The organism is Pseudomonas gebzensis (assembly GCF_034427815.1).
Classification (GTDB): Bacteria; Pseudomonadota; Gammaproteobacteria; order Pseudomonadales; family Pseudomonadaceae; genus Aquipseudomonas.
Genome location: NZ_JAXQNS010000006.1, coordinates 1 through 16203, shown reverse-complemented (window position 1 = coordinate 16203; position 16203 = coordinate 1). Strand labels below are relative to the sequence as shown.

Genomic DNA, 16203 nt, shown 5'->3' with positions numbered 1-16203 from the left:
CAAGGGGTTTGATCGGCGTACAGAAATATTCATCTGAACAGCGAGAACGTTCGTTCAGGGCGCTATGTCTATGCTGAAATTGTCTCTGGATGTGCCCCCTCATGTACCGTCGCGATCAGCGTTCCCTCGACTGGCTCAACTTCTTCCTGGCGGATGTACGCGACGGTCTCGGCCCGTACCTGGCCATCTACCTGCTGGCAGTGCACAAGTGGGAGCCGGCCAGCATTGGCCTGGTGATGAGCCTGGCCGGCATCACCGCGCTGCTCACGCAGACGCCGGCTGGTGCCCTGATCGACCGCACCCGTGCCAAGCGCACGGTCGTGGTGATCGCTGCACTGCTGGTCACCGGCAGTTGCCTGTTACTGCCCTTTGTGACGTCCTTCACGCTGGTGGCGCTGACCCAGACCATCAGCGCCGTGGCCGGTTCTGTGTTCGCCCCGGCGATCGCCGCGATCTCCCTGGGCCTGACCGGGCCCAAGGCCTTCACCCGCCGCACCGGGCGCAACGAGACCTTCAACCATGCCGGCAATGCGGTCTCGGCGCTGCTGGCCGGTGGCCTGGCCTGGCTCTATGGGCCGGTGGTGGTGTTTTACCTGATGGCGGCGATGACCGTGGGCAGCATCTTTGCCGTGATGCTGGTGCGCGGGGAGGCCATCGACCATGACGTCGCCCGCGGCTTCACCAGCGCAGACGGCGGTCAACATCAACCTTCGGGTGTGCGCGTGCTGTTGAGTAACCGACCGCTGCTGACCTTCGCCATCTGCTGCGCGCTGTTCCATCTGGCCAACGCGGCGATGCTACCGCTGGTGAGCCAGAAGCTGTCGCAGGTCAACTTGCACCTGGCCACGCCGCTGACCTCGGCCTGTATCGTGGCAGCGCAGTTGGTGATGGTGCCGGTAGCGATGCTGGTGGGCTTGAAAGCCGATGTGTGGGGGCGCAAGCCTTTGCTGTTGGCGGGGTTTCTGATTCTGCCGCTGCGCGGGGCGCTGTACGTGTTCTCAGACAATCCCTTCTGGCTGGTCGGCGTGCAACTGCTCGACGGCATTGGTGCCGGCGTACTCGGCGCGCTGTTCCCGGTCGTGGTCAAGGACCTCACCCAAGGCACCGGGCGCTTCAACGTCAGTCTCGGCGCGCTGTCGGCTGCGTTCGGTCTGGGCGCTGCGCTGAGCCCTGGCCTGGCGGGGCTGGTGGTGCAGAGCGACGGCTACGACGCCGCCTTCCTGACCTTGGCGGGCATTGCCGCAGCCGCGTTCTGCCTGGTCTGGCTGGGCATGCCGGAAACCCGCAACTACGCCGGTGACCTGGACGAGGCGCCGAGCGCGGCCATGCGTCCGACGCCGCTCGCTTAAGCCACGGGTCGAGGCAGACGAGCAGGCGCCTCAGGGCGCCTGATGGCCAGTACTGACCGCCGCACGGCCCAGCAGCGCGAGCACCAGCATTGCCGCTGCCAACGCCCAGAACGCGCTGTGCAAGGATGTCCATTGCGACAGGTGGCCGATGAAGCCCGGCCCCAGCAGGACCCCCAAATACCCCAGCGTGGCGACGGCGCTCAAGCTGCTGGCGGCCGGCATGCGCCGCTGGCTGAGGGCTGCACGAAACAGCACCGGTACCGCGTTGGCCAGGCCCAGGCCCGCCAGGGTGAAGCCGAGCAGGGCGCCCGTCAGGGGCAGGGTTTGCGCCATCACCAGGCCGATCAATGCGAGTGCTGCACCGCCTACCAGTAGCACGGTGTCCCCCAGCCACTGGGCCAGCCGGTCGCCCACCAAGCGCACGCAGGCCATCGCCAGGGTGAACAGGCTGTAGGCGATACCTGCCGAGTCCAGGCTCACGCGGTGCACGCCATTGAGGTACAGCGCGCTCCAGTCGAGCATCGCACCTTCCACCAGCAGGCAGATGAACGCCAGCCCGGCCAGCAGCATGACCACGCCCTTGGGCCACTGGAACGTGGCGTCGTCGAGCGCATCGAGGCGGCGGATCTGATTGCGGTAGGCCAACGCCAGCAGCGTCACCGCCAGCAGCGCCGCTGCCAACGCCGCCTGCACCGGTGCAAGCCCCTGTTTGAGCAATAGCGTGACGCCCGCTGCGCCAGCGAAGGCGCCGACGCTGAACAGGCCATGAAAGCCTGACATCAAGGGCTTGTTGGCGGCTTTTTCGACCATCGCTGCCTGCAGGTTCATGCCAATGTCGCCCACACCCAGGCACGCGCCGAAGATGAACAGCATCAGCCCGAAGGCGGCGGGTGAGTCGAGCACCGCCAGCGCCACCAGCGCGGCGCTGAAGGCAACTCCTGCCACTTGCAGCACACAGCGCAAACCGATGGCCTGGGCCAGGCGCCCGGCGAACGGCATGCTGATCAGCGAACCCAGGCCGATGCACAGCAGCAAGCTGCCGAAGGCGCCATCGTCCAGCTGCAGCCGCTGTTTGGCGTAAGCCACCAGCGGCGCCCACGCCGCCATGGTGAAACCCAGGGTGAAAAAGGTCAGGCGGGTCGCGCGCTGGTAAGCGGCCGAACCGAAGGTGGTGGGCATGATGACTCCTTGTGCAGGGGCTGGCGTGGCGTGCGAGGCAAGGTTCAGACCGGGCAGGGCGGTGAGAGGTTCGCGGGGATGCCTCAGCGGCCGTTCCACCCCCAAGCGGGCCTCAAATTGAGAAATTCTAACGTTCACCTCAAATTTTATGAGTTTGTCTCACGCCCCTGCGCCACGCCAGAATGCCTGCCATCGCATTCATCGCTTAAGAGACACCCCACCATGGCACTGGCACACACCCTGGGTTTTGCCCATACCGCTCACCACCACGCACTCAATGCCGCGCACCTGGCCTGCGGCCGAGGTGAGCAGGACCGCGCCGAGGGTCACGCCATTACCCGTGAGTGGCGCGCCGAGCAGTGGCAAGTCCTGAAAGCAGCCGGCATCGAACTGCTGCCGGTTGACGGTTGCTGCGGGGCTGACCGTGTGCTCACTCACTCGCTGGCCTTTGGCGTGCAGCCGGCTGCAGTGCTACCCACCAACACTGCCGCGTCAGACCACCTGCAAACGGGTGCTGCCGTCGATGCGCTGCTGACGCCGTGGTTCAACACCACCACCTTCTATAACGCACCGCATTTTGCGCCCGACCAAGTGTTTACCCTGAACTGGGACGCGCTGTTTGAAGAGGTGGCCCACGGCCATGCCCTGGGCCATGCCGTGAAACCGGTGTTGCTCGGTCCTTTGACCTACTTGTGGCTGGGTCAACCTGCGACGCCGAACGTGGATACCCTCGAGCTGATCGACCGCTTGCTGCCGCTGTACGACACACTCCTCAACCGCCTGGCCGCACAGGGTGTGGAGTGGGTGCAGATCGACGAGCCGATCCTTGCGCTTGAGCTGCCGCAAGCCTGGAAGAATGCCTACGAACGGGTCTACAACATTCTTCAGCGCGCCCCGCTGAAAAAGCTGGTGGCCACTTACTATGGAGGCCTGCAAGACAACCTTGGCCTGGCCGCCAATTTGCCGGTCGACGGCCTGCACATCGACCTGGCCTGCGCGCCGGAGCAGTACCCGATCATTCTTGATCGTGTGCCGGCGTACAAAGTGCTGTCGCTGGGCGTGGTCAGCGGCTTGCAGGCACAGCCGCATGATCAGCAAAACGCGCTGCGCGTGTTGCGTCATGCCGCGCAGCGTTTGGGCGAGCGCTTGTGGGTGGCGACCTCCTGCCCGATGCTGGCCAGTGCGATAGACGAGCAGGGCGAGACCGAGAGCCAACGGCAACATGCCTTGGCCTTCGCCGCGCAGGCTTGCCGGGCGGTGAGTGCGGCAGCGAATGCGCTGAATCAGCCGCACGCGCATGGGCCTGCTGCCTCGGCTGCACATCGTGTCGCAGCGTGAACGCTCGTTGGATCCAGTGGAGCGGCCGTTTTCACGGGTGCTCGAGCGATAGCGTGATGAGACCGCTGGTACGGTTGCTTCAAGGGCGGCGTGATGAGGCCGCTTGTACGGTTGCTTAGGGGTGGCGTGGAGCGGCCGTGGTCGGAGCGCGATAGCACGGTGCAAGGGCTGGCGCAGTGATTTGACACTGGCCGCGCGGTGGCTGGAGGGGAGGCCGCTTCGCGGCTGAAGCCGCCCCGACCTGTAAGAGCGAGCTCGCTCGCGAAAAACGCCCAGGCACCGCGCTGTGCCAGGCGTTCGCGTCATCGTTGACGTTCATCGCGAGCGAGCTCGCTGTACAGGGCGGAGTGAAGCCGCAGCAATTTGGCTCGAGCTACGGCAATTTATAGGGGCGAGCTTGCTCGCGAAAAAGGCCCAGGCACCACGCAGTGTCAGGCGTTGGCGTCATCGCTGACGCCCATCGCGAGCTCGCTCAGATTCGGGCTCGAGCCGCAACAGCCTGAGCGAGCTCGCGATAGGCAACGAAGCCGCCCCCTCTGTAGCCCCCTCTGCACCGTCCTGCAGATGCCGCTCACGGGGCTGGCCCCGCAAAACCAGGCCTCTTGCCAGCCCTTGCTCTGGATCAACATCCTGCCCCCGCCAACGGCCCATCCTCAGCGCCAAACCGCCCGCCCTCGAGGATTGCGTCATGAGCAGCACGTTCTTCATTCCCGCCGTCAACATCATGGGCATCGGCTGCCTTGATGAAGCAATCACCGCCATTGCCGGATACGGCCTGCGCAAGGCGCTGATCGTCACCGACCAAGGCCTGGCCCGTGCCGGCATCGCCGCGCGCATCGCCGGGCTGCTGGCCGAGCGGGATATCGATTCTCGCGTGTTCGATGGCGCCCGGCCCAACCCCACCGTGGCCAACGTTGAAGCCGGCCTGGCGCTGCTCGAACGCGAGCGCTGCGACTGCGTGATCTCGCTGGGCGGTGGCTCGCCCCACGACTGCGCCAAGGGCATCGCCCTGTGCGCCACCAACGGTGGGCACATCAGCGACTACGAGGGTGTCGACCGCTCCGCCAAGCCGCAATTGCCGCTGATCGCCATCAACACCACCGCCGGCACCGCCAGCGAGATGACCCGTTTCTGCATCATCACCGACGAGGTCCGCCACGTGAAAATGGCCATCGTCGACCGTAACGTCACGCCGATCCTGTCGGTCAACGATCCAGCGCTGATGGCCGGCATGCCCAAATCGCTCACCGCCGCCACCGGCATGGACGCCTTGACGCATGCTGTCGAGGCCTATGTGTCTACCGCAGCCACGCCGATCACCGACGCCTGCGCGCTGAAAGCCGTGACCCTGATCAGCGAGCACCTGCGCCAGGCGGTCAACCACGGTGACGACCTGCAGGCCCGCGAGCAGATGGCCTATGCCCAGTTCCTCGCCGGCATGGCCTTCAACAATGCGTCCCTTGGCTACGTACACGCCATGGCGCATCAGTTGGGCGGCTTCTACGACTTGCCCCATGGCGTGTGCAACGCCGTACTGCTGCCCCACGTGCAGCGCTTCAACGCGCACGTCAGCGCTGCACGCCTGCGCGATGTGGCCAAGGCCATGGGCCTCAAAGTCTGTGGCATGGACGCTGAGCAGGGCGCTGCCGCGGCCATAGCGGCCATCGAACGGCTGGCGGCCGATGTCGAGATTCCCAACGGCCTGCGCGCCCTGGGGGTAAAGATGGAAGATGTGCCGTTGCTCGCAACCAATGCGCTGAAAGATGCCTGCGGCCTGACCAATCCACGCAGTGCCGTGCAGGGCGAGATCGAGGCGATCTTCAAAGCCGCGTTCTGAAGGGCTGCATGGCCGGCTTGACGAACGTCTGACCAGGCGCCGCCCCGGGCATCGCGTTGCGACGATGTTCACCTTGCCGCCCTTCGCTCGAGACGTTTCAGAGAAGCCTGCGCCTCTGCTCCGCAGCCCACGTCGTAGCGCCGCTGATGCCCGCCCGGGCATCAGCGCTCGCGCATGAAGAACCCGGCCACATACTTGCGAAACGTCTCCAGGCTCTTGAAGTCGGCGTAGCGCTTGAACGTTTCCACCTCAGGCTCCGGGCCGAGTGGCTGCTCCAGTAACGACACCGACAGCACCCGGTCCTGATCCGACGTGAGCACCAGCTCATCCATCACCTGGCCGCCGATCACCGGCCGGCGCATCTGCACCTTCACGCCTTTGCTCGCCATCCAGTCGATCAACGACACCAGCGCCCTGAGCGGCGCGCGCTCTTCATCGCGGTACACCGGGAACAGCTGCGCGCGCGACAGCACCGGCACGCTGGCGATGTGGATCAGCTCATAGAACTGGCTGCCTGCGGTGGTTGGCGAGTACAGCGCCAGCGCCAGCAGGGGCCCTGCGGTGCGGCTGCCGCCCCAATACAGGTGGTGGCCCTGGAAATCGATGCCGTCTTCATGACGCGCGGTGAACACCTTGCGCCCTTGAACCTGTTCGACGCAGTCCAGCAGCAGGCCATGCCGACGGTGGTTGCCGAATACCGTGGCCTCGCGCAAGCGCGCCTTGAGCATCATCATGTGCTTCATGTCCAGGCGCGTTTCCAGGTAATTGCTGGCCGGCACCCGCTCCACCAGCGGGTAGCGCGCGGCCACACTGCGCAGGGCGGCGAACTGAGCGGTGAGGTCTTGCTTGAGGTGAGTGGCGTACAGGTTGAGGCCGCTGGTTTCGATCCAGGTCAGCAGCAGCGAGACCAATAGCGGCGTCTCGGCCCGGGCGCCGGCACCGGCATTGACATTGACGCGAGGGCGGCCTGCTGCCGGGTTATCCGAGCCTTGCTCGCGAAAGTCGCCAATCAACTGTAACGGCGTGTCCGGGGCCAGCCAGGCGGGCGGTGGAGTAAGCGAGGCGCTGGCCTCGCTCGCCTCACGCAGGTCCTTGCTGAAGGGGCAGCCGTCGGTGTGCTCGGCGGTACCGGGGTTGTTCTTCAGAAATAGTGTGCCGGTGCTGCCGTTGAGGCTGACATTGAGCACCGGCAGGGCATCGCTGCGACAGTCACACGCCAGCCAGTGGTTGGCGCTGCGCACCTTCATCAGCCACTGATTGGCTTGCAGCAGGCGTGGACCGAGCAGTGTCGCCTGCACGAATCCGGTGACCAGCTCTTCTTCGGCAGGGGTGAGGGTGCGCACCAGCGCGGCGTTCTTGTCGATGATTCGCATGAGCAATTCCAGGCAACGTGCCATCAGCTTCGACCAAAGCCGCCGGGCTTTCAACCCGGCGTTGACGGCAGGTGCCTGGAAGACGGATCAGAAGATGTAATCGGTGGTCAGGAAGCTCGATTCGCGGTGACGGATGATGTCGCTGATCAGCGTCTTATTGGCCTCTTGGAAGCGTGCGGCGACCAAGGTGCGGATAGAAAACACGCGCAGCGCGTCATGCACTGACAGCGTGCCTTCGGCGCTGTTCTTGCGACCGTTGAACGGGTAGGTGTCCGGCCCACGTTGGCACTGGCTGTTGAGGTTGATGCGCCCGACCTGATTGGCAAAGGTGTCGATCAGTTGGCCGATGGTCGCCGGGTCGTTGCCGAACAGACTCAACTGCTGGCCATAGTCCGAATCCAGTACGTATTCGATCACCGTGTCAAGGTCGCGGAACGGCACCACAGGAATCACCGGGCCGAACTGCTCTTCGTGGTAGACGCGCATGGCCGGGCTGACCGGGTACAGCAGCGCCGGGTAGAAGAAAGAGCCGCGGCTCTGCCCGCCGCCGGCATTGAGCACCTGCGCGCCGTGTTCGCACGCATCGCTAACCAAGGCGTGCAAGTAGTCGACCTTGCCCGGCTCGGGCAGCGGCGTCAGGGCCACGCCTGGGGTCCAGGGCATGCCTGGCGTGAGCGTCGTGAGTTTGGCCTGAAAGCGCGTCAGGAACTCATCGACCACCTCTTCGTGGACGAACAGGATCTTCAGCGCCGTGCAGCGCTGGCCATTGAATGACAGCGCGCCGGTAACGGCTTCCTCCACGGCATTGTCCAGGTCCACCTGCGGTAGCACTATCCCTGGGTTCTTGGCATCGAGCCCCAGCGCGGCGCGCAGGCGGTGTGGCTTGGGGTGCAGCTTTTTCAGCGCGGCGGCGGCCTTGTGCGTACCGATGAAGGCGAACACATCCACCTTGCCGCTGGCCATCAGCGCGCTGACGGTGTCATGGCCACGGCCGTAGATGACGTTGATCACCCCGGGCGGAAAGCTGTCGCGGAACGCTTCGAGCAGCGGGCGAATCAGCAGCACGCCGAACTTGGCGGGCTTGAACACCACCGTGTTGCCCATGATCAACGCCGGAATCAGCGTGGTGAAGGTCTCGTTCAGCGGATAGTTGTACGGCCCCATGCACAGCGCCACGCCCAGAGGGGCGCGCCGAATCTGCCCGAGTGTGCCTTGCTCCAGCTCGAAGCGGCTGGAGCGGCGGTCGAGCGCCTTCAGCGCGCCGATGGTGTCGACGATGTAGTCGCAGGTGCGGTCGAATTCCTTCTCGGCGTCTTTGAGGTTCTTGCCGATCTCCCACATCAGCAGCTTGACCACGGCCGTGCGCTGCTCGCGCATGCGCGTGAGGAACTGCTCGACATGCGCGATGCGCTCGGCCACGCGCATCGTCGGCCAGGCGCCGCGACCCTTGTCGTACGCCTGGACGGCTGCATCCAGGGCGGTGAGCGCAGTGTCGGCATCGAGCAGCGGCGCGCGGCCCAGTACCACCTGGCTGTCACCGTCGGCCTGCTTCAGCCACACCGGGCTGTTGACGGTGGCCAGCGGGCCGTCCCAGCGGCGCAACTCGCCGCCGACCAGGTACTCGCGTTGCTCCAACGGCTCGCCAAGGAGCCAGGCCTCGGGGATCTGGTCGGCAGAAGGGAAGAGGGCTTCGAGCAGGTGATCCATGGGCTAGGGCCTCGCAGTCGATAGAAGTGAAACGATTCAGCTCGGAGCATGCTCCGGCGCTGGGGAAAACACCAGTCTGGCTCATCTGCCACGCATGTGGGGCAGTGAGCGCAGGCATGTGACTGTGTTCGGGTGATGCCTGGTCGATTCACCGGCCTGGCAAGGTGTGCCCGACAGCGAACGCCGGCTCCGGCCGGTTGGCACAGCAACGGTAGCGCCGCCCGGCCAGACCCCGGTCGTCAGTTGCACGGATCAGCTGCCGCCCTGGCCGGTCAACCCGCTAACCCTGGTCAAACCCGGTGACGGTATGGACGCTTCAACGGACAAAGGTATGTCGCCCCGCAGCCATGTGGTTCGGCACCTGATCGTGATGTTCTCGGCGTTGCTGTTGCTGGCGTTGGCCATCGCGCTGGGCTCGCTGTACCGCATCGCTGCCGGGCTGGATGAGCGCGAAGCCGTTGAAAGCCGATTCCACGCCACCTCTGCGCTTACCCAGTTGCAGGACCGCGAACGCAGCTACCTGCTGGGGCACGCGTTCTGGCAGGCCGCCTATGACCATCTCAATGCGCCAGAGGCCGCGCATTGGGCCTTCGACCAAGACAATATCGGTCCCACCCTGTACACCCAGGACGGCTATCAGGGCGTCTATGCGTTCAATGATCGGGGCACGCTGTACGCGATGCTCGATGGCCAGCTCAGCGACCAGGGTCTGGCCGTGCACACCGCCGGCAGCGCGCAGATCCTCGCCGTGGCGCGCCAGGCCGTGCAACGCGGCGAGGCCGCATCGGGCTTTCTGCTGTTCGATGGCGCGCCCGCGCTGTTCAGCGCCGCGGTGATCCGCCCGCCGGCGCAGCCCCATCACCTGGAGGCCCCCAGCAGCGTGCTGGTGTTCATTCGTCGGCTGGATGCGACCGTGCTCGAAGGCCTGGGCCGGACCGCCGGGTTGAGCGGGGTGACCACCACTAGCAGCGCAGGGCCGGTGCCCGAGCGCGGGTCATTGCCGCTCGAGGGCATCGATCAGCAGCTGACCTGGCGCATCGCGCAGCCCGGTGCCGAGCTGCTGCGCACCGTGATTCCACCCCTGGGCCTGGCCAGCCTGATCATGGCACTGATCATGGGTGTCACTGCGCGCTATGCCATGCGTGCCAGCGCCAGCATCGACCGCAGCCAACAGCAGGCGCTGGCCTCGCGGGCGGCCTTGCAGAGCAGCGAGTCGCGCTTCAAAGCCGTGGCCGAGGCGGCCTCGGACTGGATCTGGGAGACCGATGCCGCGCTGAACATCAGTTATCTGTCCGGGCGCTTCGCCACGGTCACCGGGCATCCGCTCGAGCAATGGCTGGGCCGGCCGATTACCGACCTGCTCGACTGCGACACCGGTGACGTGCAGAACTGGCTGCAGGGCCTGGTGACCTCGCACATGGTTGCCAGCCTGCGCTGCCAGTACCACGATCGCCTGAATCAGCGGCGCATCTGCCGCATCACCGCCAGCGCGATTCTGGAGCGTGCGCAGTGCCAGGGGTTTCGCGGTACCTGCAGCGACATCACCGACGAGGTTGCAGCCCACGCGCAAATCCAGCATCTGTCGATGCATGACGCACTGACCGGTTTGCCCAATCGTAATCAGCTCATGCGCTTTCTCGAGCAGGACGGCAAGGGCAGTGGCGCAGTACCGCTGGCGGTGCTGATGCTCGACCTGGACAACTTCAAACCGGTCAATGACAGCCTTGGCCATGCCGCAGGTGATGCCGTGCTGATCGAACTGGCCGCCCGCCTGGGTCGCAGCGTGCGCGACGGCGACCTGGTCGCCCGGCTGGGCGGCGACGAGTTCGTCATCGTGCTGGTGCGCCCCGGCGCACGCGTCGAGCTGGAACGCTTTGCCGAGCGGGTCATTGCGACCTTGCAGCAACCGATCGACCACGAGGGCCACCGTTTGCAGGTGGGGGTAAGCCTGGGCATTGCATTGTCCAGCGAGTACCCGGGCGCGCCCAGCGAGCTGATCCGCTGCGCCGATGCTGCGTTATACGCAGCCAAGCGCGAGGGCAAGCATACCTGGCGATTTTTCTCGGCCGACCTCAACAGCGCCCTGCACGAACGCCGCCTGCTGGAGCGCGACCTGCGCAGCGGCATCGAGCGCGGTGAGCTGGTGTTGCACTTTCAGCCGCGATTCAAGCTCGACGGCACGACCATCGCCTCGGTCGAGTCACTGGTGCGTTGGCAGCACCCCCAGCACGGTCTGTTGATGCCGGACCGCTTCATTGCCTTGGCCGAGGAGTCCGACCTGATCGTGCTGCTGGGTAACTGGGTGCTCAACGAGGCGTGCGCGCGGGCGCTGGACTGGCCGTTGCCGGTGACCGTCTCGGTCAACCTGTCACCCGCCCAGTTCACCCGCAGCGACGTCGTCCACCAGGTGCGTCAGGCGCTGACCGACAGCACGCTGCCCGCCCAGCGCCTGGAGCTGGAAATCACCGAAAACGTGATGCTCAACGATATCGAAGGGGCGCTGCAGACATTCAATGCCCTCAAGGAGCTGGGCGTGCGCCTGAACATGGACGACTTCGGCACCGGCTACTCATCGCTGGGCTATCTGCGCACCTACCCATTCGACAGCATCAAGATCGACAAGCGCTTCATTCAGGCCGTGGCCAGCAATAGCAGCGACCGGCGCGTGGTACAGGCCATCATCAGCCTGGGCACCGCCATGAACATGACGGTGACTGCCGAAGGGGTGGAAACCCCCGAGCAATTGGCCGTGCTGCACGACGACCAGTGCCACGAGGTGCAAGGCTACCTGCTGAGCCGCCCGGTCGAGCATGAGCGCCTGGTGCAACTGATGCGGGCCCAGCCGCCCGCGCGTGACTGACTGCAGCGTGCTAGCTGGGTGTCTGCTCTGCCGCGCGGGGCAGGCGCTGCGGCTCACCGCTGGCAAGCGCTGCGCGACCCAGCGCATCCGCACCCGCGACAGCAGACCAGCGTGAAGTCGTAGCGCCGCACTCAGGGCACTGCAGTACGGCGTGTGGAGCCTGCGCGGTGGGATCTGGCAAGGCATCCAGGTACTCGCTCAGCCGACGCTCCAGGCCGCCATCGGCATGGCCCAGCAGCAGCCCATGCAGCAGTGTGCTGTAGACCGAGCGCGGGGCGCTGGCGCCCTGCCGTGAGCCGCGCGCTGGCCATTGCTCGCTGATCGCGCGCCGGCCCAGGTTCCACAGCTTGCCGGGCAGGGTGCCGACGGCGTGACGCGAGTCGACGTTGCAATGATCGGCAAACTGCTGCACATCGCGTAGCGCTGCGTTGGCCAGATCCCAGATGTGGCAAACCGGCAGTTTTTCCACCAGTACCTCCGCCACAGCCTGGCCGCGCTCACGGGCATGGAAGGTCAGGCCGTTTTCGGCGCAGCGACGCTCCAGGTAGCCGTACACCTCTTCCACGGCAAGACGGCGCAGGGCTTGGGTCAAATCGGCGTGCCACTCGGGCTGCGGGCCGCGGGTCAGCTCCTGGTGCACGCGCCGGTAGACCTCGGTGAGGCTGGCACGCAGCTTGCCGTCGAGTGTGAGGTTGCTGACCCAATGCACCCGGTCCAACCGGGGCAGCGCTGGATTGGGCTTGAAGGCTTCGATGGGCGAGTCCGGGTCGATCAGCAAGAGCATCTGCTGACGCATGGCGTCGAGCATCGCCGTGTCCATGGTCTGGCTGGGGCTCAGCGGCAGGCCCACCTGGCCTGCTTCGAGCGGTTCCAGGCGGTCACTGCGGGCGTTGCCGCGCGCCTCGATCAACGCCATCAGGGTGAGCTTGCTCGCGATTCCCAAGGTGCTGTAGGGCACCAGTGGCGCAGGCTCGAGCGACCAGTAGTCAAGAATCTGGCCGCGCAGCCAGGTTTCCTCGTTGTGCCGGGCGTGGTGGCGCCGGGCGCTGCACGGTGGGCAGATGCAAAAGCGCTGCAAGCGATTGAAGGCGGGAAAATAATAGCGATGCGGGCACGCCAGGCAGAACGCCTCATTGATGCTGCGCGGTGCCTGCGACTTGCCGCGGCGACGGGTATACAGCGGCTGCTCGCACCACGGGCACGCGAGGTCGGCACAGGGTACAGGTGGAAAAGCCTTGATCAGACCGCTGCTACGCACCTCGATGCGGTAGTCGGTGAGCAAGACCGCAACGGGCTCGTTGGCCAGGTAGCGCTGGTACAGCGTTTCGATCTGTTCGGCACTGAGATGGCTCAGCTTATCTTCGTAATCCGCCATTTCTGATTCTCCCTGTGACTAAGGCGCGTCCACGTGTAGGAGATATGATGGAAGGCAGCGACCGGCGGGGGGAAGCGTGTCAGCGAGGGGTTTTTCCTAGCGTGCTGTAGGTTGTTTCCGAAAGATGGCCTAGGAAGTCAGGCGCGGTAGGTCAGTACCGTGCGTGACGGCGAGAGGCGTGTGCGGGGAGGGGCGCAGAGGGTGCAGGCAGCAGGCCTGTGGCGGCCGGCCTGGACGGCGCCGCGCATGGATGCAAGGCATCGAACCGCCGCTCCTGCACGTCAGGAGCGGGGTTCAAAGGTTGAGACGGTACGGCGGGCGATTGGGCCTCAGGCCTCGGCATCCCAGGCGCGGTCACCACGCTCGTCTTTCACGCGGGTCGGCAGGCCCATCAGGTCCAGCGCCTTGAGGAACGGCTCGGCCGGCAGTTCTTCTACGTTGACCATGCGCTGCACATCCCACTCGCCACGGGCCACCAGCAAGGCTGCGGCGACCGGCGGTACGCCGGCGGTGTAGGAAATGCCCTGGCTGTCGGTTTCGGCGAAGGCGTCTTCGTGGTCGGCCACGTTGTAGATGAACACCTCGCGCGGCTGGCCGTCCTTGGTGCCCTTGACCAGGTCACCGATGCAGGTCTTGCCGGTATAGCCCGGCGCCAGCGAGGCAGGGTCGGGGAGCACGGCCTTGACCACCTTCAGCGGCACCACCTCGAGGCCTTCAGCGGTACGCACCGGCTGCTCCGAAAGCAGGCCAAGGTTCTTCAGTACGGTAAAGACGTTGATGTAGTGCTCGCCGAAACTCATCCAGAAACGCACGTTCGGCACGTCGAGGTTCTTCGACAGCGAGTGGACTTCGTCGTGGCCAGTCAGGTACAGGTTCTGCTCACCGACCACCGGCAGGTCATCGGTGCGCTTGACCTCGAACATGCTGTTGCTGGTCCACTGGCCTTTCTGCCAGCTCCATACTTGCCCGGTGAACTCGCGGAAGTTGATTTCCGGATCGAAGTTGGTGGCGAAGTACTTGCCATGCGAACCGGCATTGACGTCGAGAATGTCGATCGAATCAATGCGGTCGAAATACTGCTGCTGCGCAAGTTTTGCGTAGCTGTTGACCACACCCGGATCGAAACCGACCCCGAGAATGGCGGTGATGTTCTTGTGTTGGCACTCTTCGGTGTGTTTCCACTCGTAGTTGCCGTACCAGGGTGGCGTTTCGCACACTTTGCCTGGCTCTTCATGAATCGCGGTGTCCAGATACGCCACACCGGTATCGATGCAGGCACGCAGCACCGACATGTTGAGGAACGCGGAACCCACGTTGATCACGATCTGCGATTCGGTTTCGCGGATCAGCGCTTTGGTGGCTTCGACATCAAGCGCATTGAGCGAGAAGGCCTGGATGTCTGCAGGCACCTTGAGGCTGCCCTTGGCCTTGACGCTGTCGATGATGGCCTGGCATTTGGAGATGTTCCGTGACGCAATCGCAATACGACCCAGCTCGTCGTTATGCTGTGCGCACTTGTGGGCCACCACCTTGGCGACACCTCCTGCACCAATGATAAGAACGTTCTTCTTCAATTTATCTGTTGCTCCTTACTGTATGCCGTCTTAGGACAGGCTGGAAACGTAGTCTTCAAAGCCGAATTCACGCACCACTTCAACGCTGCCATCGAGTTGCTTGACGACGATGGCAGGCATCTTCAGGCCGTTGAACCAGTTCTTCTTGACCATGGTGTAGCCGGCAGTGTCGACGAACGAGAGACGGTCACCGATCGCCAGCGGCTTGGCAAACTGGTACTCGCCGAAGATATCCCCGGCCAGGCATGACTTGCCGCAGATCATGTAGCTGTGTTCGCCTTCGCTCGGCGCAAGCTTGGCGTTGAGGCGGTAGATCAGCAGATCAAGCAGGTGCGCTTCGATGGAGCTGTCGACCACCGCCAGGTGCTTGCCGTTGTACAGGGTGTCGAGCACGGTGACTTCGAGAGAGGCGCTCTGAGTGATCGCAGCTTCGCCCGGCTCCAGATAAACCTGCACACCATAGGTTTGCGAGAACGCCTTCAAACGCTTGCAGAAGGCTTCCACGTCGTAGCCTTCGCCAGTGAAATGAATGCCGCCGCCCAGGCTTACCCACTCGACCTTGTGCAACAGGTGGCCGAAACGCTGCTCGATGTGCGTGAGCATCTGGTCGAACAGGTTGAAGTCGCCGTTTTCGCAGTTGTTGTGGAACATGAAGCCGGAAATGTTTTCGATGACCGCTTCGATCTTTTCCGGGTCCCACTCGCCCAGGCGGCTGAACGGACGCGCCGGGTCGGCCAGCAGGTAGTCCGAGCTGCTCACTTGCGGGTTAACGCGCAGGCCACGGGTCTTGCCAGCAGATTGTTCGGCAAAGCGCTGCAGCTGGCCGATGGAGTTGAAGATGATCTTGTCGCAATTTTCCAGCATCTCTTCGATTTCGTCGTCGGCCCAGGCCACGCTGTAGGCGTGCGTCTCGCCTTCGAACTTCTGGCGGCCGAGCTTGAGCTCGTAGAGCGAGGACGAGGTGGTGCCGTCCATGTACTGCTGCATCAGGTCGAACACCGACCAGGTGGCGAAGCATTTCAAGGCCAGCAGCGCCTTGGCACCGGAGTGCTCGCGCACATAGGCAATCTTCTCCATGTTGCTGAGCAGCTTGGTCTTGTCGATGAGGTAGTACGGCGTCTTGATCATGCGAAGGCCTCCCGGCCAGGCCGGCCAAAAAAAAGACACGCATTGTGCCTTCACTGGCTGCGGATCGAAAGGGGTGTGGCGGTTTTCATGAGCCCAGTGCCGGTGGGGCTTTGCTGGAGGTTGAGCGCGGGCCACCACGGTGTGGTCAGCGGGGGAGAGTATTCCATGGGGATGTGACGCAATGGTGGCAGTCGGGGGAGGCGAGGCCAGTGTGGGAGCCCCTGATCGTGCTGGGTGGCCGTGGCTCAACACTGCTGTTCTGAAAAGGCCGAGAAGTCAGAGGGGGTGCATTGGAGATTCGACGGTAATTGACTGCCGTGGCGAACGGGCATTTCGCAATCCAGTCTTAGGTTCTGTACGAAAAGCCTCGAGACGAAGGCCAGGCAAGGCGAAAACGGCCGAGGAAGCGGAGTGTACTGGAGTACATGAGCATTCCGAGGGCGTTTTCAACGCAGCATGGGCGAGTATCGAGGTTTTTCGTAC

At 64.4% G+C, this 16203-nt stretch carries 10 protein-coding genes; 4 read left to right on the top strand and 6 right to left on the bottom strand.

Going from position 1 to position 16203, the window contains the following annotated elements:
• Positions 1-101 precede the first annotated feature (101 nt).
• Positions 102-1349, top strand: coding sequence for an MFS transporter (locus SJI00_RS12715; RefSeq protein WP_322462069.1), 1248 nt, complete (start codon positions 102-104; stop codon positions 1347-1349).
• 30 nt (positions 1350-1379) lie between these two features.
• Here SJI00_RS12715 and SJI00_RS12710 read toward each other — a convergent pair whose 3' ends face one another.
• Positions 1380-2528: an MFS transporter gene (locus tag SJI00_RS12710; protein ID WP_322462068.1), complete on the bottom strand. Its 1149-nt coding sequence runs from the start codon at positions 2526-2528 to the stop codon at positions 1380-1382.
• A 222-nt stretch (positions 2529-2750) separates the two neighbouring features.
• Here SJI00_RS12710 and SJI00_RS12705 point away from each other — a divergent pair, with 222 nt between their 5' ends.
• Complete coding sequence (locus tag SJI00_RS12705; RefSeq protein WP_322462067.1) at positions 2751-3866, top strand: hypothetical protein; 1116 nt, start codon at positions 2751-2753, stop codon at positions 3864-3866.
• Between the two features lie 688 nt (positions 3867-4554).
• Positions 4555-5703 (top strand): L-threonine dehydrogenase, encoded by a 1149-nt coding sequence (gene yiaY / locus SJI00_RS12700; RefSeq protein WP_322462066.1) that lies wholly within the window; start codon positions 4555-4557, stop codon positions 5701-5703.
• 161 nt (positions 5704-5864) lie between these two features.
• Here the strand turns inward: yiaY and SJI00_RS12695 are convergent, their stop codons facing one another.
• Both SJI00_RS12695 and SJI00_RS12690 read right to left on the bottom strand, forming a co-directional pair.
• Positions 5865-7076 (bottom strand): DUF8535 domain-containing protein, encoded by a 1212-nt coding sequence (locus tag SJI00_RS12695; protein WP_322462065.1) that lies wholly within the window; start codon positions 7074-7076, stop codon positions 5865-5867.
• Between the two features lie 87 nt (positions 7077-7163).
• Positions 7164-8783, bottom strand: coding sequence for an NADP-dependent glyceraldehyde-3-phosphate dehydrogenase (locus tag SJI00_RS12690; RefSeq protein WP_322462064.1), 1620 nt, complete (start codon positions 8781-8783; stop codon positions 7164-7166).
• A 307-nt stretch (positions 8784-9090) separates the two neighbouring features.
• Between SJI00_RS12690 and SJI00_RS12685 the strand changes: the two genes are divergently transcribed.
• Positions 9091-11643 carry a bifunctional diguanylate cyclase/phosphodiesterase gene (locus SJI00_RS12685; RefSeq protein WP_322462063.1) on the top strand — a complete coding sequence of 851 codons (2553 nt, stop codon included), beginning with the start codon at positions 9091-9093 and terminating at the stop codon, positions 11641-11643.
• Positions 11644-11653: 10 nt separating this feature from the next.
• Here SJI00_RS12685 and SJI00_RS12680 read toward each other — a convergent pair whose 3' ends face one another.
• The 3 genes from SJI00_RS12680 to nspC all read right to left on the bottom strand — a co-directional run bounded on the left by SJI00_RS12680 (position 11654) and on the right by nspC (position 15720).
• The gene (locus SJI00_RS12680) at positions 11654-13018 is read right to left on the bottom strand and encodes a hypothetical protein (RefSeq protein WP_322462062.1); all 1365 of its coding nucleotides are present in this window, start codon (positions 13016-13018) and stop codon (positions 11654-11656) included.
• 329 nt (positions 13019-13347) lie between these two features.
• Positions 13348-14592 carry a saccharopine dehydrogenase family protein gene (locus SJI00_RS12675; RefSeq protein ID WP_322462061.1) on the bottom strand — a complete coding sequence of 415 codons (1245 nt, stop codon included), beginning with the start codon at positions 14590-14592 and terminating at the stop codon, positions 13348-13350.
• 30 nt (positions 14593-14622) lie between these two features.
• Positions 14623-15720 carry a carboxynorspermidine decarboxylase gene (gene nspC / locus SJI00_RS12670; RefSeq protein WP_322462060.1) on the bottom strand — a complete coding sequence of 366 codons (1098 nt, stop codon included), beginning with the start codon at positions 15718-15720 and terminating at the stop codon, positions 14623-14625.
• Positions 15721-16203: the final 483 nt, after the last annotated feature.

Coding starts and splice junctions, on each gene's coding strand:
- nspC (WP_322462060.1), bottom strand. CDS start 15,720: ATGATCAAGACGCCGTACTACCTCATCGACAAGACCAAGCTGCTCAGC.
- SJI00_RS12715 (WP_322462069.1), top strand. CDS start 102: ATGTACCGTCGCGATCAGCGTTCCCTCGACTGGCTCAACTTCTTCCTG.
- SJI00_RS12695 (WP_322462065.1), bottom strand. CDS start 7,076: ATGCGAATCATCGACAAGAACGCCGCGCTGGTGCGCACCCTCACCCCT.
- SJI00_RS12690 (WP_322462064.1), bottom strand. CDS start 8,783: ATGGATCACCTGCTCGAAGCCCTCTTCCCTTCTGCCGACCAGATCCCC.
- yiaY (WP_322462066.1), top strand. CDS start 4,555: ATGAGCAGCACGTTCTTCATTCCCGCCGTCAACATCATGGGCATCGGC.
- SJI00_RS12705 (WP_322462067.1), top strand. CDS start 2,751: ATGGCACTGGCACACACCCTGGGTTTTGCCCATACCGCTCACCACCAC.
- SJI00_RS12685 (WP_322462063.1), top strand. CDS start 9,091: ATGGACGCTTCAACGGACAAAGGTATGTCGCCCCGCAGCCATGTGGTT.
- SJI00_RS12710 (WP_322462068.1), bottom strand. CDS start 2,528: ATGCCCACCACCTTCGGTTCGGCCGCTTACCAGCGCGCGACCCGCCTG.
- SJI00_RS12680 (WP_322462062.1), bottom strand. CDS start 13,018: ATGGCGGATTACGAAGATAAGCTGAGCCATCTCAGTGCCGAACAGATC.